The sequence below is a fragment of the Nocardioides bruguierae genome (assembly GCF_023554635.1).
Classification (GTDB): Bacteria; Actinomycetota; Actinomycetes; order Propionibacteriales; family Nocardioidaceae; genus Nocardioides; species Nocardioides bruguierae.
Window position 1 is genome coordinate 42110 of record NZ_JAMJPH010000001.1, and the last position, 20869, is coordinate 62978.

A 20869-nucleotide genomic window follows, 5' to 3' on the forward strand; every position below is an offset into this window, starting at 1 on the left:
GGCTGATGGTGCCGATGCCCGTGAGGGCCGTCAGGGGACTCACTGGTCCGCTCCCTTCACGCTCACCCGGCTGCCGGGCGAGGCCAGGCGGGCCAGCACCGCGGTGCCGTAGGAGTTGGTCGGCACCCAGGCGGTGCCGTCGACCATCGAGGCCTCGACCTCGACGGGCAGGGTGAGGCTGCCGCGGTCACCGCTGACCACGGCGCTCGCGCCGTCGACCACGCCGACCTGGGCGGCCGTCGCCGGGCTCAGGCGGACGACGGCGGGGCGGGCCGTGGCCGCCAGGTGCTTGTCGCCGTCCTGCAGGGAGCCGTCGTCGAGCAGGGTCTTCCAGGTGGCCAGAGCCAGCCCCTCTCCCCCGCCTGTCGCGGGGGCGACCGGGGTGAACGCCGGAGCGTCACCGTCCCAGGGGCCCAGCTGGCCGAGCTCGGCGCGGACCTCGTCGACGGTGCGGAAGCCCAGCCGGCGGCCGTGCCCCAGCGCCTCCAGCTCCTCGGAGATGCCGGCGAGCACCCGGCAGTCGGGCAGCGCGGCCGGCGTGTGCAGCACGGCCTCGAACGGACGGACCCGGCCGTCCCAGGTGACGTACGAGCCGGCCTTCTCCACCGGCGGCGCGACAGGCAGCACCACGTCGGCGGCGGCGGTGACCTCGGTGGCCCGGACCTCGAGGCTGACCACGAAGTCGGCGGCCGCCAGGGCCGCGCGGAACGCGGCCGGGTCGGCGGTGTCGTCGGGGTCCACGCCACCGACGAGCAGGCCCGCCAGCCCGCCCGCGGCCGCGGACGCGACGATCGCGTCGGCGTCCTTGCCGGGGGCCTCGGGCAGCGAGGTGACGCCCCAGTGGGCGGCGGCGTCCACGCGGGCGGCGGCATCGGCGACCGGGCGGCCGCCGGGCAGCAGCCCGGGCAGGGCGCCGGTCTCGACCGCGCCGCGGTCACCGGCCCGACGCGGCACCCAGACGAGCCGGGCGCCGGACTTCGCGGCCAGCTCGGCGGCGGCGCTGAGGGCGCCCGGCACGAGGCCGAGGCGCTCGCCGACCAGGATGATCGTGTCCTTGTCGACGCCGTGGTCGGCGTGGCCCAGGAGGCTGCTGAGCGCAGCCGGCTCGTCGCCGGGGGCGGTCGGGAGCAGCGTCCCGCCGACCTTGGTGAGCCCGCGGGTCTCGAACGGGGCGATCGCCAGCACCCGCAGCGGCCCCGCGAGGTGGGCCTTGCGCAGGCGCAGGAAGATCGTGCCCGCCTCGTCCTCGGGCTCGAGGCCGGCGAGGACGACGGTGCGCGCGGACTCGAGGTCGGCGTAGGTGACCGCGCCGTCCTTCCAGCCCTCGACGCCGCTGCCGACCACGTGGGCGGCGAGGAAGGACTCCTCCTCGGCCGAGAGCGGGCGGGAGCGGAAGTCGACGTCGTTGGTGCCCAGCCCGGTGCGGGCGAGCTTGGACCAGGCGTAGGAGTCCTCGGCGGTCAGCCGGCCGCCGGGCAGGAGACCGACGCCCCCGGCGTCCTTCGCCGCCGCCAGGCCGCGGGCGGCCACGGCGAACGCCTCGGGCCAGGACGCGGGGCGCAGCACTCCGTCCTCACGGACCATCGGGTAGCCGATCCGGTCGTCCTGCTTGGCCCACGTGAAGGCGAAGCGGTCCTTGTCGGTGATCCACTCCTCGTTGACGTCCTGGTCGTCACCGGCGAGGCGGCGCATCACCGTGCCGCGACGGTGGTCGACGCGGATCGCGGCACCGCAGGAGTCGTGCTCGGCGATGCTCGGAGTGGAGACCAGGTCGAACGGACGGCTGCGGAAGCGGTAGGACTCGCTGGTCAGCGCACCCACCGGGCAGATCTGGATCGTGTTGCCGGAGAAGTAGGAGTAGAAGGGCGCGTCCTCGGCGATGCCGATCTGCTGCTGCGCGCCGCGCTCGACCAGCGCGATGAACGGGTCGCCGGCGATCTCGGCCGCGAACCGGGTGCAGCGCTGGCAGACGATGCAGCGCTCGCGGTCGAGCAGCACCTGCGGCGAGAGGTTGATCGGCTTGGGGAAGGTGCGCTTGGTGCCGTTCGTGGCGGCGAACCGGGACTCGCCGCGGCCGTTGCTCATCGCCTGGTTCTGCAGCGGGCACTCGCCGCCCTTGTCGCAGACGGGGCAGTCCAGCGGGTGGTTGACCAGCAGCAGCTCCATGACGCCCTGCTGCGCCTTGTCGGCGACCGGGCTGGAGGCCTGGGTGTTGACCACCATGCCGGGCGCGACCGGGAGGGTGCACGAGGCCTGGGGCTTGGGGAAGCCGCGGCCGTTGCCGGCGTCCGGGACGTCGACGAGGCACTGGCGGCAGGCGCCCACCGGCGCCAGCAGCGGGTGGTCGCAGAACCGCGGGACCTGCACGCCCGCCTGCTCGGCGGCCCGGATCACCAGGGTGCCGGGCTCGACGGAGACCTCGACGCCGTCGATGGTGACGGTGACCAGGTCGGCCCGCGGCTCGCCCCCGGTGGTCGAGCTTGTCGAGACCGTCATGCCGTGACCTCCTGCTGGCTCGACGCCCACGCCGTCGACCGCGCCGGGTCGAACGGGCAGCCGCCGTGGGTGAGGTGCGCGAGGTACTCCTCGCGGAAGTGCTTGATCGAGCTGGAGATGGGGCTGGTGGCGCCGTCACCGAGGGCGCAGAACGAGCGGCCCAGGATGTTGTCGCACTGGTCGAGCAGCAGGTCGAGGTCCTCCTCGCTGCCCTGGCCCTTCTCGAGCCGCGCCAGGTTCTGCACCAGCCACCAGGTGCCCTCGCGGCACGGCGTGCACTTGCCGCAGGACTCGTGCTTGTAGAACTCCGTCCAGCGCAGCACGGCCCGCACCACGCAGGTGGTCTCGTCGAACAGCTGGAGGGCGCGGGTGCCGAGCATGGTGCCGGCGCCGGCCATCCCCTCGAAGTCCAGCGGCAGGTCGACGTGCTCGGCGGTCAGCAGCGGCGTGGAGGAGCCGCCCGGGGTCCAGAACTTCAGCTCGTGCCCGTCGCGCATGCCGCCGGCGAGGTCCACCAGCTGGCGCAGGGTGATGCCCAGCGGCGCCTCGTACTGGCCGGGACGCTTCACGTGGCCGGAGAGGGAGAAGATGCCCATCCCCTTGGACTTCTCGGTGCCCATCGAGGAGAACCACTCCGCGCCGTTGCCGACGATGGAGGGCACCGAGGCGATCGACTCGACGTTGTTGATCACCGTGGGGCTGGCGTAGAGCCCGGCGACCGCGGGGAACGGCGGGCGCAGGCGCGGCTGGCCGCGGCGTCCCTCCAGGCCCTCGAGCAGCGCGGTCTCCTCGCCGCAGATGTAGGCGCCGGCCCCGGCGTGCACCACGACGTCCAGGTCGTAGCCCGAGCCGTGGATGTCGGTGCCGAGGTGACCGGCCTCGTAGGCCTCGCGCACCGCGTTCTGGACCCGACGGATCACGTGCACGACCTCGCCGCGGATGTAGATGAAGGCCTTGTGCGCGCGGATGGCGTAGGAGGCGATGATGACGCCCTCCACCAGCACGTGCGGGTTGGCCATCATCAGCGGGATGTCCTTGCAGGTGCCCGGCTCGGACTCGTCCGCGTTGACCACGAGGTACTTCGGGTTCCGCCCTGCTTCGGTGCTGGCGTCCTGGGGGATGAAGGACCACTTCATCCCGGTGGGGAAGCCCGCCCCGCCGCGGCCGCGCAGGCCGGAGTCCTTCACGGCGGCGATGACGTCGTCCTGGCTCATCGCGAACGCCGTGTCGAGGGCGCGGTAGCCGCCGCGCGACTCGTAGACCTCGCGGGTCCAGGAGCGGTCGACGCCCCAGGGCTCGGTGAGGACGGGGGTCAGGGTGTCAGTCATCGCTCGGCTCCTCCACGGTCGACTCCACGTCCGCCTCCACGGTCTCCGACTCGGCGCGCGAGGTGTCTGCCTCCGCTGCGGCCGCCGACGCCGACAGGTCCTCGGTGCCGGTGGTGCCGCTCGCCGCGCCCGGCGGGGCGGACCAGCCGCGCTCACGGGCGATCTCCCGGCCCACCAGGGACGACGGCCCGGCGCTGGGCCCCTCGTCCGCTCGCCCGTCGGGGAAGCCGGCGAGGACGCGCTCGACCTCGCGCCAGCTGCACAGGCGCGGGCCGCGCGTGGAGCGGACCTCCTTGCCGGTGCGCAGGTCCTCGACCAGCTGGACGGCCGAGTCGGGCGTCAGGTTGTCGACGAACTCCCAGTTCACCATCGCCACGGGTGCGTAGTCGCAGGCCGCGTTGCACTCGATGTGCTCGAGGCTCACGGTGTGGGTGTCGCCCTCGCGCTTCTGCGCGGTCTCGTCGTTGCCGACGCCCAGGTGCTCCTGGAGCCGGGCGAGGATCTCGTCGCCACCCATCACCGCGCACAGGGTGTTGGTGCAGACGCCGACGTGGAAGTCGCCGGGCTCGCGGCGCTTGTACATCGTGTAGAACGTCGCGACGCCGCTGACCTCGGCGGGGCTGATGTCGAGGATGTCGGCACAGGCCTGGATGCCCTCGGGCGTCACCTTGCCCTGCGCGGACTGCACCAGGTGCAGCATCGGCAGCAGCCCCGAGCGCTTCTCGGGGTAGCGGGCGGCGATCTCGGCCAGCTCGTCGAGCGTGGTCTGCTCCAGCGCGCTCGTGGTGCTCATCGGTCGACGCCTCCCATCACGGGGTCGATGGAGGCGATCGCCACGATGACGTCGGCCACCTGGCCGCCCTCGCTCATCACGCTGGTCGCCTGCAGGTTGGTGAAGGACGGGTCGCGGAAGTGGACCCGGAACGGTCGCGTGCCGCCGTCCGAGACGACGTGGGCGCCGAGCTCGCCTCGTGGCCCCTCGATCGGGACGTAGGCCTGGCCGGCGGGCACCTTGAACCCCTCGGTCACCAGCTTGAAGTGGTGGATGAGGGCCTCCATGGACTCGCCCATGATGTGCTTGATGTGGTCGAGGCTGTTGCCCATGCCGTCGGAGCCGATGGCCAGCTGGCTGGGCCAGCCGATCTTCTTGTCGGCGACCATCACGGGCGCGCCCTCGAGGCCGGCGAGCCGGTCGGCGGCCTGCTCGACGATCCGCAGGGACTCCCACATCTCGCCCAGCCGGACCCGGAACCGGCCGTAGGAGTCGGCCGTGTCCCACGTCTGCACGTCGAACTCGTAGTCCTCGTAGCCGCAGTAGGGCTGGGTCTTGCGCAGGTCCCACGCGTAGCCGGTGGAGCGCAGCACCGGGCCGGTCATGCCGAGCGCCAGGCAGCCCTCGAGGTCGAGGTGGCCCACACCCTCCAGGCGCCGCTTGAAGATCGGGTTGGCGTTGCACATGGCGGCGTACTCGGGCAGCCGCTTCTTCATCAGCGCGATGAAGGAGCGGATCTCCTCCAGGGCGCCCGGGGGCAGGTCCTGGGCGACGCCGCCGGGGCGGACGAACGCGTGGTTCATCCGCAGGCCGGTGATGAGCTCGAAGAGGTCCAGCACCAGCTCGCGCTCGCGGAAGCCCATCGTCATGACGGTGAGGGCCCCGATCTCCATGCCGCCGGTGGCGATGGCGACGAGGTGGCTGGAGATGCGGTTGAGCTCCATGAGGAGCACCCGCATGACCTGCGCCTTCTCGGGGACGTCGTCCTCGATGTCGAGCAGCCGCTCGACGGAGAGCACGTAGGCGGCCTCGTTGTGGAACGGCGAGAGGTAGTCCATCCGGGTGCAGAACGTGACGCCCTGCGTCCAGGAGCGGAACTCCATGTTCTTCTCGATGCCGGTGTGCAGGTAGCCGATGCCGCAGCGGGCCTCGGTGACCGTCTCGCCCTCCATCTCGAGGATGAGGCGGAGCACGCCGTGCGTCGACGGGTGCTGCGGACCCATGTTGACGACGATCCGCTCCTCGGCAGCCTCGCCGAGGCCCTCCGCGATGGAGTCCCAGTCCTGACCGGTGACGGTGAAGACCTTGCCGTCGCTCGTCTCGGACGAGCCGGCGTACACGTCCTCCGCTCCGACGGAGCCTCCGGTGGTCGAGCTTGTCGAGACCATTAGTTGTAGCTCCTCCGCTGGTCCGGCGGCGGGACGGTGCCGCCCTTGTACTCCACCGGGATGCCGCCCAGCGGGTAGTCCTTGCGCTGCGGGTGGCCCGGCCAGTCGTCGGGCATGAGGATGCGGGTCAGCGACGGGTGGCCGTCGAAGACGATCCCGTACATGTCGAAGGCCTCGCGCTCGTGCCAGTCGGTGGTCGGGTAGACCGCCACCAGCGAGGGCACGTGCGGGTCGGAGTCCGGCGCCGCGACCTCGACGCGCACGCGCCGGTTGTAGGTCATCGAGAGCAGGTGGTAGACGGCGTGCAGCTCGCGGCCGGTGTCGTCGGGGTAGTGCACGCCGTTGACGCCGGCGCAGAACTCGAAGCGCAGCGCCGGGTCGTCGCGCAGCACGCGGGCGACGACCAGCAGGTCCTCGCGGCGCACGTGCAGGGTCAGCTCCCCGCGGTGGACGACGACGGAGCCGAGGGCGCTCTCCACGCCCTGCGCCCGGGTGCCGGTGACCAGCGACTGGACCACCTGGTCGAACCAGCCGCCGTAGGGCGCCTGGCTGGGACGCGGCCAGTCGACGGCCTGCGTGAGACCGCCGAAGCCCGAGGTGTCGCCGGTGCCGTGGACGCCGAACATGCCGGTGCGGACGCCGGCGGTGTGCTGCGTCCCGACGGGGGCCGGCACGTTCTCCGGAGACTGGTCGGTGGCCGCCTGGTCGGGGGCGTTCGTGTCGTCGTCGCTCACCGCATGAGCCCCTTCATCTCCGAGGTCGGCAGGGCCTGCAGGGCGCTGGTCTCGAGCTCGGCGATCTCGGCCTGGCGGTGGGCGCCCAGCTTGGTGTGCTGCACCTGGTCGTGCAGCTTGAGGATCGCGTCGATGAGCATCTCGGGGCGCGGCGGGCAGCCGGGGAGGTACATGTCGACGGGCACGACGTGGTCGACGCCCTGGACGATCGCGTAGTTGTTGAACATGCCGCCGGACGAGGCGCACACGCCCATCGCCAGCACGTACTTCGGGCCGGGCATCTGGTCGTAGATCTGGCGCAGGACCGGGGCCATCTTCTGGCTCACGCGGCCGGCCACGATCATCAGGTCGGCCTGGCGCGGGCTGGCACGGAAGACCTCCATGCCGAAGCGGGCCAGGTCGTACTTCGGGCCGCCCGAGGTCATCATCTCGATCGCGCAGCAGGCGAGACCGAAGGTGGCGGGCCAGAACGACGCCTTGCGGAAGTAGCCGGCCACCCCCTCGACGGTGGTCAGGAGGACACCGCTGGGGAGCTTCTCCTCGATACCCATCAGATGGTTCCTTCCGTTGCGTGGTCGGAGGTCGTCGCCGAGCGAGGAGGACGCGGGCGGGCGCAGCAGCGCATCCTGGGCCTCAGTCCCAGTCCAGGCCGCCGCGTCGCCACTCGTAGACGTAGGCGAGCGTGAGGTTGAGCAGGAAGAGGAAGACCGCGAGCAGCGCGAAGCCGCCCAGCGCGTCGAAGTGCACCGCCCACGGGACGAGGAACATGATCTCGACGTCGAAGACGATGAAGGTCATGGCGATCGTGTAGTACTTCACCGGGAACCGGCCGCCGCCGACGGGCTGCGGCGTCGGCTCGATGCCGCACTCGTAGGAGTCGAGCCTCGCGCGGTTGTAGCGCTTGGGGCCGGTCAGCGTGCTGACCACGACCGAGAAGACGGCGAACCCGGCAGCGATGGCTCCCAGCACCAGGACCGGGACGTAGAGCTCCATCTGCTTCTCCCTCCACGGGGCCCCGCTCACCCTCGCGGGTGGACGGCCTTGCCTCGCACGCTTGTGAAACACATCACGAGTGATACGGCGGCCATACTGCCACCGACAAGGGACCTTAGTGAACGGGGGGTGGCCCTCGAAACCGCCATTGACCTGCGGATTTAATCAACGCAAACGTTGCGTAATTGCCCTCGGGGGTACGCGACAGGGCCCGGCGACACACCCCGTCCGGGACCTAGGACCCCTCCTGACCTGGGGGTATGTGTGCAGATTCACACAGGTGACCCACAGCAGGCCGGCAGGGGCCCCGCACGGGACCTCTGCGGAGGGCCGGGGGCCCTTGGTCACCGGCCGACGTGACCTTGCCGACGCGTGTCGGGACGCGCCCGGCCCCGGCCGGGGCGGGCGGTCGTGCGCGGCTCGCTCAGGCGCGGCCGCGGTGCAGGGCGACGATGCCGCCCGAGAGGTTGCGCCACTCGACGTCGGCCCAGCCGGCCTCGCCCAGCAGCGACGCCAGGCCCGCCTGGTCGGGCCACGCGCGGATCGACTCGGCCAGGTAGACGTAGGCGTCCGGGCTCGAGGAGACCGCGCGCGCCACCGGCGGCAGCGCCCGCATCAGGTACTCCACGTAGACGGTGCGGAACGGCGCCCAGGTGGGGTGGCTGAACTCGCACACCACGATCCGGCCGCCCGGCTTCGTCACCCGGCGCAGCTCGCGCAGGCCGGCCAGCGGGTCGACGATGTTGCGCAGGCCGAAGGAGATCGTCACCGCGTCGAAGGTGGCGTCCGCGAAGGGCAGGCTCGTGCCGTCACCGGCGGTGAAGGGCAGGTGCGGGCGAGCCTGCTTGCCCACGCGCAGCATGCCGAGCGAGAAGTCGCACGGGACGACGGTGGCGCCGGCGTCGTGGAACGGCAGGCTGCTCGTGCCGGTGCCGGCCGCGAGGTCGAGCACCCGCTCCCCCGGCTGCGGGTCGACCGCGGCGATCACCGCGGTGCGCCAGCGCCGGTCCTGACCCAGCGAGAGCACGTCGTTGGTGACGTCGTAGCGCTTGGCCACCGCGTCGAACATGCGTCGGACGTCGGTCGGCTGCTTGTCCAGGTCTGCGCGTGCCACGTCGAGCAGCGTAGTGGGGGCCACGTCGGGACCCGCCACGACGTAGGCGGATGGCAGGGGTGTGCAGCCCCGGCGCTACTCTCGGCCACGTGACGAGCGAGCCCGACGGCCTTCCCGGCGCCGCGCACCAGCGCACCGGGGACGGCAGCGGCGCACCCGCCCCGCGGCTCGTCGCCCGCACCGTCGCCGTCGAGCCCGAGGCCGTCGCGGACCTCCTCGGTCTGCTGCCCGCCGAGCAGCCCGTCACCTGGCTGCGCCGCGGCGAGGGCCTCGTCGGGTGGGGGCAGGCCGCCGTCGTCCGCACCACCGGCGCCCACAGGTTCGCCGACGCCGACAGCTGGTGGTCGCAGGTCGTCGACCGCGCCGTCGTCCGCGACGAGGTGGGCCTGCCCGGCACCGGTCTCGTCGCCTTCGGCTCCTTCGCCTTCGCCGACGCCCCCGGCGACTCCGTGCTCGTGGTGCCCTCCGTCGTCGTCGGACGACGCGGCGACCGGGCCTGGGTCACCACCGTCGGGCACGACCTCGACCACCGCGCCTCCGTGCTGCACCCCGCCGACGAGCCCGGCTGCCCCGGCGAGGTCACCTACGCCGACGGCGCCCTGGACGGCGAGTCCTGGATGAGCGCCGTCGCCGACGCCGTCGCGCGGATCGAGGCCGGCGACGTCGACAAGGTCGTGCTCGCCCGCGACCTCGTCGCCACCACCGAGCACGACGTGGACGTGCGCTGGCCGCTGCGTCGCCTCGCCACCAGCTACCCCACCACCTGGACGTTCCACGTGGACGGGATGATCGGCGCCACCCCCGAGATGCTGCTGCGCCGCGAGCGCGGCCTCGTCACCTCGCGGGTGCTGGCCGGCACCATCCGCCGCACCGGTGACGACCGCCGCGACGCCGAGCTGGCAGGGGCGCTCGCCCGCTCGTCGAAGGACCTCGAGGAGCACGAGTACGCGGTGCGCTCCGTCGCCGACGCGCTCGGCCCGCACTGCTCGTCGATGAACGTGCCCGACGCCCCGTTCGTGCTGCACCTGCCCAACGTCATGCACCTGGCCAGCGACGTGGCCGGCGTCGTCGCCGACCCCGCCGCCGCGTCCTCGCTGCGGCTCGCCGAGTCGCTGCACCCCTCCGCCGCCGTCGGGGGCACCCCCACCGACGCCGCCGTCGCCGTCATCTCCGAGGTCGAGCGGATGGACCGCGGCCGCTACGCCGGCCCCGTCGGCTGGATCGACGCGGCCGGCGACGGCGAGTGGGGCATCGCGCTGCGCTCCGCGGCCGTCGACGGGCGCACCGTGCGGCTCTTCGCCGGGTGCGGCATCGTCGCCGGCTCCGACCCCGCCGACGAGCTGGCCGAGTCCCAGGCCAAGCTGCTGCCGATGCGGGACGCGCTGGGTTGATCTGGCGCCCTCCGGGCGCATGTTCGCGCGCTTGTACCCCTGTTCTTCACTCCTCGACTCGGCACGGGCGTTCGCAGGCTCACGGCCCGCACGCTCGTCTCGTCGCTGCAGAACAGACGTCGCGCGCGAACGCTTCATGAGCCTCGAACAGATCTATCTCCAGAGTCAGCCGGACCGGTGATCGAGGTGCGAGGAGCCCTGGCGACGAGCCACGAGATCCCCGCACCCGAACGCGGCCTCCGGTGGTCGAGCAGCGACGAGCGCACGTCGAGACCACCCCCGCGGCGACCGACTACACCGCGTGGAGCGTGCGACCCTCGGCCAGCACCCTCGCCGCGAGACCGCGCAGGTCCACGCGGGCGAGCAGCCGCTCGTCCGCGCCGACGGTGATCCACTCGACCCCGTCCGGGTCGGGCTCGGCCTGGGCCCAGCGCTGGGCCTCGATGGAGGTCAGCTCGTCGATCGCGAAGGCGAGGGGCTCGCCGTCGACGTCGACGAGGAGCAGGGGGCCGGCGTCGGTCCGGCGCGGCCCGGCCGCCAGCCCGACGCGACCCAGCTGTGGCGCCAGGTCGACGACGGGCACGACGGCCCCGCGGTGGGTGAGCAGGCCGAGGACGCCGCCGCCCACGTGGGTGCTGAGCAGCGTCTCGGGCCACGGCAGGATCTCGCGCACCTGCTCCAGCGGGACGGCGGCGAACGCACCGCCCGAGCCGAGGACGAGGTGCGCCTCGCCGAGGTGACCCGCCCCGTCCTCAGCCCCGTCCGCAGCCGCATCGGCGCGGCCGGCGTCCTGCGTGCCGTCGAGCACGGCGGCCTCCTCGCTCATCACCGTGCCGAGCACGGCCACACGGTCGTCGGCGGCGAGCGCGGGGCCGTCGATGACGAGCACCCGGCCGTGCCCCTCGACCTGCGTGATGCCCCGCACCAGGTGCGGGTGCGGGAGGGTGAAGGACGGGACGGGCATGAGGTCGGCGAGGTCGACGTCGACCATCGTGACGAGGTCGGTGATGCCGAGCACGACGTGGCCGTCGCCGGCGTCGACCACCAGGCCGGGGCCGCCCTCCTCGCGCTCGGTGACGCCGAGGCCGAGCAGCGTGAGCAGGTCGGTGACGGCGGTGGGGCGGCCCATCACCTCGGTCGTGCCGCGGCACAGCTCGCCGTCGAGCACGGAGGGCGTGGCGTGGAAGGACGGCAGCGTGGTGCGGCCCGTCGCGATGTCGACGGCCATCAGCACCTCGCCGCAGCGCAGCAGGGTGCAGCTGGCGACGTCCCCGCTGCGCACCGGCGCGACCGCGTCGACGGGCACCGGCACGCTCGGCCACCCGCGGTGACCCAGCAGGGCGCGCACGTCGAGCACCGAGACGATGCCGCCGGGCAGCGCGTCGTGCACGAAGGCGGCGGTGCAGGCGGCCGGCTCCTCGGCCGCGTCCGACGACAGCACCAGCGGTGACGGGCCGAGGTTCCCAGCGCCCGGCCCGTCACCGTGGTCGGCCCCCGACGGCGCCGCGGCCCTCGGGCCGGTTGGGGCGGCCTCCTGGCCCGTCCCGACCGCCTCCGCGGCACCGAAGTGGACCATCTCCCCCGCCGGCACGGTGAGCACCGAGCGGACGCGCTCGGCGAGCACGCCGATCATCCGGTCGCCGTCGGAGACGACGACGACGATCTCGGGCTCGTCCTGCCCGGGCAGACCCAACCAGGCCCGGGCGTCGACGACGGGGAGGATGTGCTCGCGCAGGCGCATCGCGCCGCGCAGGCCCGCGGCCCGGGTGGGCAGCGGGACGAAGGACGACGGCACCGGCACGACCTCGCGCAGCGCGTCGATGGGCAGCGCCAGCTCGACGCCCCCGACAACCAGGCCGCCGAGCACCACGTCGTCACCGGGGACCGTTCCCCCGGCCGCAGCAGTTCCCTGGGCTGCTGCGACCGGGGCGGCCCCCATCACCCCGCCCGGTGCGGCGTGCCCGGTGGCGGTGGGCACGGCCGCCGGGTGGGCGGGGTCGAGGTGACCGACGAGCGCGACGGGGCGCTGGTCGGTGGACTGGTGGGTGGACTGGTGGGTGGGCAGGGCGTGGAGCGTCATGGCGTCAGTCGGTGCGGCCGGCGGCCAGCTCGTCGAGCAGCACCCGCACCTCGGACGCGGCCTCGCGCTGCGTCACGGTGGAGCCGAGGATCTGGGCGATCGCCTCGGAGGTGGAGGTGACGCTGCCGGCGATCCGCTCGAACGAGGCCTCGGCGCGCTTGGCGACGTCGTGGCCGGTGTCGATCCGCTCCGTGGACTGCAGGATGAGCCCGCCGATCTGGTGCGCGGCCTCCGAGGAGCGCTCGGCCAGCTTGCGGACCTCGCCCGCCACCACCGAGAACCCGATGCCGTGCTCGCCGGCCCGGGCGGCCTCGATGGAGGCGTTGAAGGCCAGCAGGTTGGTCTGCGCGGCGATCTCGGCGATGACCCGCACGATCTCGCTGATCGAGTGGCTCGAGCGCTGGAGGGCGACGATCGCCTCGAGCGAGGTGGCCAGCGCCTCGGCGCCCTGGGCGGCGTCGTCGGAGGACTGCGCCGCCGAGCGGCCCGCCTCCTCGGTGTGCCGGTTGACCTCGAGCAGGCCGCTCTCCATCAACGCCATGGCCTCGGCCATCCGGGCGGTGCGCTCGGCGATCGAGCGCTCCCGCTCGACCTGGGCGGTGATGTCGTGGGCGTACTTGACGACCTTGAAGGGCCGGCCGTGGCCGTCCAGGATCGGCGAGTACGTCGCCTGGAGGTGCACCGAGCGGCCGAACTTGCCGACGCGCTCGAAGCGGCCGGCGATGAACTCGCCCTTGCTCAGCCGCAGCCAGAAGTCGCGGTACTCCTCGGTGCGCACGTACTCCTCGGTGCAGAACATCGAGTGGTGCTGGCCGGTGATCTCGCGCAGCGAGTAGCCCATGGCGCGCAGGAAGTTGTCGTTGGCGCTGAGCGCATGGCCCTCGAGGTCGAACTCGATGACGGCCTGGGCTGCGTCGATGGCGGTCACCTTGCCGACGAACTCGGCGTTGCGGGTCTTCTGGTCGGTGATGTCGGTCGCGAACTTCACCACGCCGGTCGCCTTGCCCTCGGCGTCCAGGATCGGGTTGTAGGTCGCCTGGAGCCACAGCTCGCGCCCGGACTTGTGCCGGCGCTGGAACTCCCCGGAGACGAACTCGCCGCGGCCGAGGGTGTTCCAGAAGTCCACGTAGTCCGAGGACGAGGCGAAGGCCGGGTCGCAGAAGATCCGGTGGTGCTGGCCCACGACCTCGCCGCGCTGGTAGCCGGTGGCGCGCAGGAAGTTGTCGTTGACGAAGCGGATGGTGCCGTCGAGGTCGAACTCGATGACGGCCTGCGAGCGGTGCATCGCGGAGACGTTGGCCGCGTGCTCGGCGGCGGTGTCGCGCTCGTGGCTGACGTCGGTGAGCAGCGCGAGCACGGTCTCGGCCTCGTGGCCGTCGCCCAGCGCCAGGTAGCTGCCCTGGAGCCAGCGGACCCGGCCGTCGCGGGCGACGCGGCCGAAGACGTCGGTGCGGTGGCCGCCGCCGCGCAGCAGCTGCCACAGGAGCTGCTCCTCGCGGATCGCGTTGTCGCGCAGCAGCACCTCGTGCGGCTGGCCGACCAGCTCCTCGACCGTGTAGCCGAGCGTCTCGGCGAGCGCCGCGTTGACGTGGGTGATGACCCCGTCGGGCTGGCACTCCAGCACGAGGCAGCTCTGCTCGAGCGCGGTGCGCACGCCGGCGTCCGCGAGGGCCTGGCGGTGGGGGGCCGCGGTGCTGCGGGCGGTCTTGGCGGCGGTGGTGTCGCTGGAGGGGGAGGTTCGCGCGGTCACGGCCGGTTCCTCTCGTCGGGCTGGGGGGGGCACCGGGTCTTTCGTCCCGGCCCCGGGGGCCCTGAGGCATTCGTCCTCACAACACCTTCACGCAAACGGGGGAACCGTTTGCGTGAAGGTAAAAGACATGTGGGGTCCAGACCACTAGCACGTGCGCGTGCTCAGAGGTCCTGACCCTCCGCGAGACGCGCGTACTCCAGGCCGGCCGGCTCGAGAAAGGTGCGCAGGTGAGCGTCGGCCATCGCCAGGCCCGCGTCGCTGTACACCTGGTCGTGGATCGCCAGGTTGCGCGGCGCCGCGGTGCCGCGGGCGAAGTCGATGGCGTCGCGGATCCGCAGCCAGGGCGCGGAGACCGGCAGCAGCAGGACGTCGACGGGGCGGCCCGGGCCGTCCAGGCTGTCGCCGGGGTGGAAGACCGTGGTCGCCGCCCCGTCCTGCCCCGTGTTCTGCCCCGCGCCGGGCAGCGTGAGCAGGTAGCCGGAGTTGTCAAAGCGGTCGTACTCGGGGTGGATCACCGCGTGCTTCTCGTTCACGGCCTCGACCTGCACCCCGGCGGCCGTGAACCGCTCCCCCGGCGCCACCACGCTCACCCGCTCGGAGAGGTCGGGCGCGTCCGCGGCGATCGCGGCCGCCACCGCGCCGATCGTGAGCACCGGTGCGTCCGTGCGTCGCAGGTTCGCGGCGTCCAGGTGGTCGGGGTGCTGGTGGGTGATGAGCACCGCGTCCGCCCCGTCCACCGCCTCGGGCGAGGTGAACCCGCCCGGGTCCAGCACGATCGTGGCGCCCTCGTGCTCAATCCGGACGCAGGCGTGGCCGAACTTGGTGATCCGCATGCCGGCCACGCTAGCCCCGTCTCCTGCGGCCGGCCCGCGGCCGGGATTCTGTCACCGCACGCACCTCCTCGCCCGCCCCGACGGTGCCTGCGGTGACACAACCCCGCGGCCCGCGGCCACTGCCGCCAAGCCCTGCGCGACAGGCTTGCCTAGACTTCCTCCGTGCACGAAGCCGCCACGACCTGGGCCGAGGGCCGGCTCGGCGAGCAGGTGCTGGACGTCGAGCCGCTGGTCGGAGGGCGCACCTCCACGATGCTCGCCCTCACCACTGCCAGTCGTTCCGCGGTCCTCAGGCTGATGACGCAGGAGCCGTGGCGCACCCACGGGCCCGATCTGGTGGCCCGTGAGCGCGAGGCCCAGCGGGAGCTGACCGGGACCGGCGTGCCCGCCCCCGTCAGCCTGGCCGTGGACCCGGACGGGGAGCACTGCGGCGTCGCCGCCCATCTGATGACGCGGCTCCCGGGGAGTCGGCGCGACGACCTCGGCCCCGGCCACGTCGGCGCACTGGCTCGCCTCGTGACAGGTGTCCATGCCGTCCGGCCCGCGCAACCGTTCCGGCCCTTCCAGTCCTGGGCTTGGGAGGCGAAGTGGGTCGTCCCCACCTGGACCCGGCACCCGAGGTCGTGGCGGCGAGCGTTCGAGCTGCTGGCCGGACCCGCGCCTGACTTCGAGCCGACCTTCCTCCACCGCGACCTCGGCCATCACAACCTGTTGTGGACCGGTGACGAGATCACCGGGGTCGTGGACTGGGTGGAGACCTCCACTGGCCCCGCCTGGCTCGACGCGGCGCACGTGGCCACCAACCTGGCGTTCGCACTGGGAGTGCCGACTGCGCTCTCGTTCGTCCGCGAGCACGCCGCGGTGAGCGGCACCGCACCGGAGCGCCACTGGCTCGTCATGGACGCGGTGGGGTTCCTCCCCCCCCCCGGGCAGACGAGGGTTCTTCGAGGACCCACCCGAGCGAGACCGGCTCGACGCCTGGCTGCACCACCTCGTCGTCGGGTCGTGACACGTCTGGACGGTCGAACGGGCCTTGCGGCCGTCCGAACGTGCCACGACCGCGCCCCGTCCGGTGCAGGCGGATATCCGGTGGCCCCGGGAACGGCGGTTGGTGAGGATGGACGCGTGGGGAGCGCGCTGCTGGCCGGGCTGGTGACAGGCTGGGCGATCGCCCTGCCGGTCGGGGCGATCGGGGCCCTGCTGGTCAGTCTCGGGGCGCAGCAGGGCTGGCGGGTCGGAGCAGCGGGCGCGCTGGGCGTGGCGACGGTCGACGGCCTCTACGCCGGGGTCGCCGTCCTCGCGGGCGCGGCCGCCGCAGCCGCGTTGGCCCCCGTGGCGGACGCACTGACCCTGCTGGCGGGGATGGTCCTGCTGGCCGTCGCGCTGCTGATGGCCCGGGCGGCGCTGCGGCCGGCGGGGCCGGCACGGGCGCAGCCACGCCTGCTGTCCCCGCTCCACGCCTACCTGCTGCTGCTCGGGCTGACGGCGGTCAACCCCACGACGGTCGTCTACTTCGTGGCGGTCGTGCTCGGCAACGACGCGGTGGTCAGCGGGACGTCGGCAGCAGCCGTGTTCGTCGCGGCAGCCCTCGCGGCCTCGGCCTCCTGGCAGCTGGTGCTGGCCGGGTCGGGGGCGCTGCTGGGGCGGGTGGCCTCGTCCGACCCCGCCCGACGCGTGACGGGTCTCGTGGCGGCGGCGGTGGTCGCGGCGCTGGCCGTCCGGGCGCTGGCCACCGTGCTCCTCTGACCCTCGACGGAACCAGGACCCGGCCACCACGCGTACGGGTCACCTTGCCAAGATGCGCTCCATGGAAGCGCTGTTCTTGGGTGGGAGCCTCGTGCTGCGGTCGGGGGTGTTCGGACTCCTGCTGGTGAGCCTCGGGGCGTACCGGGGCTGGCGGGTCGCTGCCGCAGGCGCGCTGGGGGTCGCGACGTTCGACGGGCTCCTCGCGGCGATCGTCCTCGTCGTGAGCCCGGTGTCGCCGACCCACGCTCTCGTGGCGTTCGCCCTTCCCGTCGCGGCGGGGATCGTCCTGCTCGTCGTCGCGCTGCTGATGGCCCGCGCGGCGTGGGCCCCGACAGGAGCGGTCGCGGAACAGCCTCGAGGGATCACGCCGCTGCGCGCCTACCTGCTCCTCGTCGTGGGCGCCGCGGTGCGGCCCATGATGCTCGTGGTCGTGGTCGTGTCCCTCCTGCTGGACTCCCACATGGACCTCGGCGGGGCCGGCCCGGCCGGCGGGGCCGTGCTCGTGCCGGCGGTGCTCGTGGTCTCGGCCTGCGTCCACCTGGTGCCGGCGGGGTTCGGGGCGATGCTGGGGCGAGGGGTGTCGACCGACGGGGAGCGGCGGGTGGCGGGTCTCGTCACAGCGGGGCTGCTCGCCTGGCTGGCGCTCGGGCCGCTGGCTACCGTGCTGGTGTGAGCGTGAGCATCCGGCGGGCCGTGCCCGGCGACGCCGAGGCCTGGACCGACCTGCACCTCGTCGTGTGGGAGGAGGCCTACACCGGGCTGATGCCGCCGGAGGTCCTCACCGGCCGCCGGTCCCGCAGGGACGAGGGGGTGCGCAAGCGGCGCACGATGCTCGAGTCCGGGGCGCGGGTGCTCCTGGCCGAGGACGACGGCCACCTGGTCGGCTTCGCCAGTGCCGGGCCCGCGCGCGACGAGGACCCACCCGCGCCCGTGGAGCTCACCGCCATCTACGCCCTGGCCTCCCACCACGGCACCGGCCTCGGCCGACGGCTGCTCGAGGCCGCGCTCGCCGACGCCGGGGTGCGACCCGACGACGCGGTCTACCTCTGGGTGCTGGAGGGCAACGACCGGGCCATCGCGTTCTACGCCCGCCACGGGTTCGCGCTCGACGGCGTGGGCGAGGACGAGCCGGAGGGCCGGCACCTGCGGATGGTGCGGCCGGCCCGGCCCGTCGACGGAGCAGCACGGAACACCCAGGAGGAGCAGGCATGACGACCATCGGCATCACCGGCGCGACGGGCGTGATCGGCGGACGGGTGGCGCGCACCCTCGACGAGGCGCTGGGACGCGAGGGCGCCCTGGCCGACCAGCGCGGCTCGCTCGGCCTGCGCCTGCTGGTCCGCGACGTCGCCCGGGCCCCCGACGCCGACGACGTCCGCAAGGTCTCCTACGCCGACCGGGCGTCCGCACTCGAGGCACTGCGCGGCGTCGACGTGCTGCTCATGGTCTCCGCGGCCGAGGACCCCGACCGCCGCACCCAGCACCGCACCTTCGTCGACGTGGCGGCCGACGCCGGGGTGGGCCACCTCGTCTACACCTCGTTCGCCGGCGCCGCGCCCGACGCCACCTTCACCCTGGGCCGCGACCACGCCGACGCGGAGGCCGCCATCGCCGACGCCTGTGCCCGCACCGGCATGACCGCCACGCTGCTGCGCGACAACTTCTACGCCGACCTGCTCCCCTTCTTCGCGGACGCCGGCGGGGCGGTGCGCGGGCCGGCGGGCTCGGGTCGCGTGGCGGCCGTGGCGCGGGCCGACGTCGCAGACGTCGCCACCCTCGTGCTCGCCGAGACGGCCGGCGGCTCGGACGCGCACCGCGGTGCGGCCTACACGCTGACCGGCCCCGAGGCCCTCACGCTCACCGAGGTGGCCGCGCGGGCCACGGCCGTGCTGGACCACGAGGTGCGGTTCGTCGACGAGACCGTCGAGGAGGCCTACGCCTCCCGCGCGGCGGCCTACCCCGGCACCCCCGACTGGCAGCTCGACGCGTGGGTCTCGACCTACACCGCCATCGCCGACGGCTCCTGCGCCGAGGTCACCGATGCCGTCGCCACCCTCACCGGCCACCCCGCCCGCACCCTCGAGGAGGCGCTGGCCGAGGCGGCCGCCTGGGAGGCCTCCCGCTGAACCCGCCGGTGACTCCCGCCGGTGGTCGCGGGCTCAGGCCGTGAGGTGGTGGACGTAGCACCAGCGCCAGTCCTCGTCCGGCTCCGCGGACTGCATCACCGGGTGGGCGGTCTCGTGGAAGTGCTTGGTCGAGTGCTGCCCGGGGCTGGAGTCGCAGCAGCCCACGTAGCCGCACGACAGGCAGCGGCGCAGCGCCACCGGCGTGGTGCCCTCGCGCAGGCAGTCGGGGCAGGTCTCCCCCGTCCCCTCCTTCTCCAGGTTGCGCACCGGCGGGATCGCGGGGTGCTCGGCCAGGTGGTCGCAGCCACCCTCGAGCACCGTGCGGGCCTGGGCGCGGACGACGGCGGCCCGCTGCTCGTTCGCGCGGTCGATCATCGACTCCTCCACGTCCAGCGAGGCCAGCACGTCCGAGACGACGTCGGCCGGCACCGTCCCGCCGTCGCGGATCTCCAGCACCCGGTGCCGCTCGGCGTCGATCATCTCCAGCCGGGCGCGCGCGTAGAGGTCCGAGGGCGCCTCGGCGTCGGCGACCGTGGAGAGCCGCTCCCAGGCCGCGAAGTTCCGCTGGTCGATCCGTGCGCTGATGGTGTCGATGACGCCGTGCCGGTCGTCGTACTCGAGCTGCTCGAGCCGGGCGAAACCGGCCTTGGAGGCCTGCTGGAGCAGCGTCGCGCGGGCCAGGGCGTCGTCCATCGGGTCGGGCGAGGGGATCTGCAGGCGACGGGCCAGCAGCGGCAGGGTCGGCCCCTGCAGCAGCAGCGTGCCCGCCACCACCGTGAACGCGGCGAGCAGCAGGACCTCGCGGTGCGGGGTGCTCGCCGGGATGATGAACGCCGCCGCGAGCGTGACCACGCCGCGCATGCCTGCCCAGCCGAGCACGAGGCTGTACGTCCACGGCGTCTGGGCGCGTGCGGCCGGGTCGGCGCCCGGGATGCGCAGCGCCGCCCGCGTCCCCATGACCCAGACCAGCCGCAGCACGATGACGGCCGCCAGGGTGGCCGCGCAGACGGCGACGATCGTGCCGCCCGAGAGCTCGCTCTCCCCGACCGCGCCGATGATCGCGTGCGCCTGGAGGCCGATGAGCAGGAAGACGCTGTTCTCCAGCAGGAACGCGACGGTGCCCCAGGTCGTCCGCTCCGCGATCCGCGACTGCGCCGTCTGGAGCACCGGGGCGCGGTGCCCGAGCAGCAGCCCCGCGACCACCACCGCGATCACGCCCGAGCCGCCGAACTCCTCGGCCGCCACGTAGGCGGTGAACGGGATGACCAGCGAGATCCCGACGTCCACCGGGGAGTCGTCGAGGCGCAGGCGGACGAGGGCCACCACCTTGTAGACGACGAACCCGACCAGCGCGCCACCGCCGGCGGCCACCACGAACTCCCAGCCGACGTCCCACGCCGAGATGCCGACCGCGCCCGCGGCGATGGCGGTGCGCAGCGCCACCAGGGCGGTCGCGTCGTTGAACAAGGACTCGCCCTCGAGGATCGTCACGATCCGGCGGGGCAGCCCGATGCGGCGACCGATCGCGATCGCGGCCACCGCGTCCGGCGGGCCCACCACCGCACCGATCGCGAACGCCGCGGGCCAGCTGACCGGGGCGAGCGCGTGCACCACGACCGCCACGCCGGCGGTGGTGAACAGCACCAGGCCGACCGAGAGCAGCAGGATGGGCCGCTTCTGCGCGCGGAAGTCGACCAGCGAGGTCTCCAGCGCCGCCGAGTACAGCAGCGGCGGCAGCAGCCACAGCAGCACGATCTCCGGCTCCAGCTCGAGGTCGCGGATCGGCAGGTAGGAGCCGATCACCCCGACCACGGTCAGCACCAGGGGCGCCGGCACGTCCAGGCGACGGCTCACGGCCGTGACCACCAGGACGACCAGCGTCAGCGAGATGAGCAGCAGCGCGACCTCCACGCCCCCATCCTCCCAGCACCGCCCTCACCCCCGGCCCCACCGGTGTTCGAGGTGCGAGGCCGCCCACGGCCTCACCGGTGGTCCAGGTGCGAGGCCGCCCACGGCCTCACCGGTGGTCGAGGTGCGAGGCCGCCCACGGCCTCACCGGTGGTCGAGGTGCGAGGCCGCCCACGGCCTCACCGGTGGTCGAGGTGCGAGGCCGCCCAC

At 73.5% G+C, this 20869-nt stretch carries 17 protein-coding genes; 5 read left to right on the top strand and 12 right to left on the bottom strand.

Annotation, left to right across the window (positions count from 1 at the left end; all coding sequences use genetic code 11):
• Positions 1–39 precede the first annotated feature (39 nt).
• The 8 genes from M8316_RS00175 to M8316_RS00210 form a co-directional block, all read right to left on the bottom strand.
• Positions 40–2496, bottom strand: coding sequence for an NADH-quinone oxidoreductase subunit G (locus M8316_RS00175; RefSeq protein WP_250050880.1), 2457 nt, complete (start codon positions 2494–2496; stop codon positions 40–42).
• Positions 2493–3824, bottom strand: coding sequence for an NADH-quinone oxidoreductase subunit NuoF (gene nuoF / locus M8316_RS00180; protein ID WP_250050882.1), 1332 nt, complete (start codon positions 3822–3824; stop codon positions 2493–2495). Before nuoF ends, M8316_RS00175 begins: the two co-directional genes overlap by 4 nt.
• Positions 3817–4617 carry an NADH-quinone oxidoreductase subunit NuoE gene (nuoE, locus tag M8316_RS00185; RefSeq protein WP_250050884.1) on the bottom strand — a complete coding sequence of 267 codons (801 nt, stop codon included), beginning with the start codon at positions 4615–4617 and terminating at the stop codon, positions 3817–3819. The genes nuoF and nuoE overlap by 8 nt, the downstream gene beginning before the upstream one ends.
• Positions 4614–5984, bottom strand: a complete 1371-nt coding sequence (locus M8316_RS00190) for an NADH-quinone oxidoreductase subunit D (protein ID WP_250050886.1) — start codon at positions 5982–5984, stop codon at positions 4614–4616. Before M8316_RS00190 ends, nuoE begins: the two co-directional genes overlap by 4 nt.
• Positions 5984–6718 carry an NADH-quinone oxidoreductase subunit C gene (locus M8316_RS00195; RefSeq protein WP_308195929.1) on the bottom strand — a complete coding sequence of 245 codons (735 nt, stop codon included), beginning with the start codon at positions 6716–6718 and terminating at the stop codon, positions 5984–5986. Before M8316_RS00195 ends, M8316_RS00190 begins: the two co-directional genes overlap by 1 nt.
• Positions 6715–7269, bottom strand: a complete 555-nt coding sequence (locus tag M8316_RS00200; protein WP_250050887.1) for a NuoB/complex I 20 kDa subunit family protein — start codon at positions 7267–7269, stop codon at positions 6715–6717. Before M8316_RS00200 ends, M8316_RS00195 begins: the two co-directional genes overlap by 4 nt.
• A gap of 82 nt (positions 7270–7351) precedes the next feature.
• The gene (locus M8316_RS00205; protein WP_250050888.1) at positions 7352–7711 is read right to left on the bottom strand and encodes an NADH-quinone oxidoreductase subunit A; all 360 of its coding nucleotides are present in this window, start codon (positions 7709–7711) and stop codon (positions 7352–7354) included.
• A gap of 424 nt (positions 7712–8135) precedes the next feature.
• Complete coding sequence (locus M8316_RS00210; protein ID WP_372490535.1) at positions 8136–8864, bottom strand: demethylmenaquinone methyltransferase; 729 nt, start codon at positions 8862–8864, stop codon at positions 8136–8138.
• A 50-nt stretch (positions 8865–8914) separates the two neighbouring features.
• Between M8316_RS00210 and M8316_RS00215 the strand changes: the two genes are divergently transcribed.
• A complete protein-coding gene (locus tag M8316_RS00215) occupies positions 8915–10216 on the top strand; it encodes an isochorismate synthase (RefSeq protein ID WP_250050889.1) in 1302 nt (433 codons plus the stop codon).
• Positions 10217–10508: 292 nt separating this feature from the next.
• Here M8316_RS00215 and M8316_RS00220 read toward each other — a convergent pair whose 3' ends face one another.
• The 3 genes from M8316_RS00220 to M8316_RS00230 all read right to left on the bottom strand — a co-directional run bounded on the left by M8316_RS00220 (position 10509) and on the right by M8316_RS00230 (position 14879).
• Positions 10509–12296: a chemotaxis protein CheW gene (locus tag M8316_RS00220; RefSeq protein WP_250050890.1), complete on the bottom strand. Its 1788-nt coding sequence runs from the start codon at positions 12294–12296 to the stop codon at positions 10509–10511.
• Positions 12297–12300: 4 nt separating this feature from the next.
• Entirely contained in the window at positions 12301–14046 is a 1746-nt protein-coding gene (locus M8316_RS00225; RefSeq protein ID WP_250050891.1) for a methyl-accepting chemotaxis protein, read from the bottom strand.
• Positions 14047–14207: 161 nt separating this feature from the next.
• Positions 14208–14879, bottom strand: coding sequence for an MBL fold metallo-hydrolase (locus M8316_RS00230; protein ID WP_250050892.1), 672 nt, complete (start codon positions 14877–14879; stop codon positions 14208–14210).
• 210 nt (positions 14880–15089) lie between these two features.
• Here M8316_RS00230 and M8316_RS21350 point away from each other — a divergent pair, with 210 nt between their 5' ends.
• The 4 genes from M8316_RS21350 to M8316_RS00250 are packed head-to-tail and all read left to right on the top strand — an operon-like array spanning position 15090 to position 18751.
• A complete protein-coding gene (locus M8316_RS21350) occupies positions 15090–16625 on the top strand; it encodes a LysE family transporter (protein ID WP_504928279.1) in 1536 nt (511 codons plus the stop codon).
• A 52-nt stretch (positions 16626–16677) separates the two neighbouring features.
• The gene (locus tag M8316_RS00240) at positions 16678–17298 is read left to right on the top strand and encodes a hypothetical protein (protein ID WP_250050894.1); all 621 of its coding nucleotides are present in this window, start codon (positions 16678–16680) and stop codon (positions 17296–17298) included.
• Entirely contained in the window at positions 17295–17837 is a 543-nt protein-coding gene (locus M8316_RS00245; RefSeq protein ID WP_250050895.1) for a GNAT family N-acetyltransferase, read from the top strand. The genes M8316_RS00240 and M8316_RS00245 overlap by 4 nt, the downstream gene beginning before the upstream one ends.
• The gene (locus tag M8316_RS00250) at positions 17834–18751 is read left to right on the top strand and encodes an NAD(P)H-binding protein (protein WP_250050897.1); all 918 of its coding nucleotides are present in this window, start codon (positions 17834–17836) and stop codon (positions 18749–18751) included. Before M8316_RS00245 ends, M8316_RS00250 begins: the two co-directional genes overlap by 4 nt.
• A 33-nt stretch (positions 18752–18784) precedes the next feature.
• On the opposite strand, the gene M8316_RS00255 is transcribed toward M8316_RS00250, so the two are convergent.
• Positions 18785–20662: a cation:proton antiporter domain-containing protein gene (locus M8316_RS00255; RefSeq protein ID WP_250050899.1), complete on the bottom strand. Its 1878-nt coding sequence runs from the start codon at positions 20660–20662 to the stop codon at positions 18785–18787.
• Between the last annotated feature and the right edge of the window lie 207 nt (positions 20663–20869).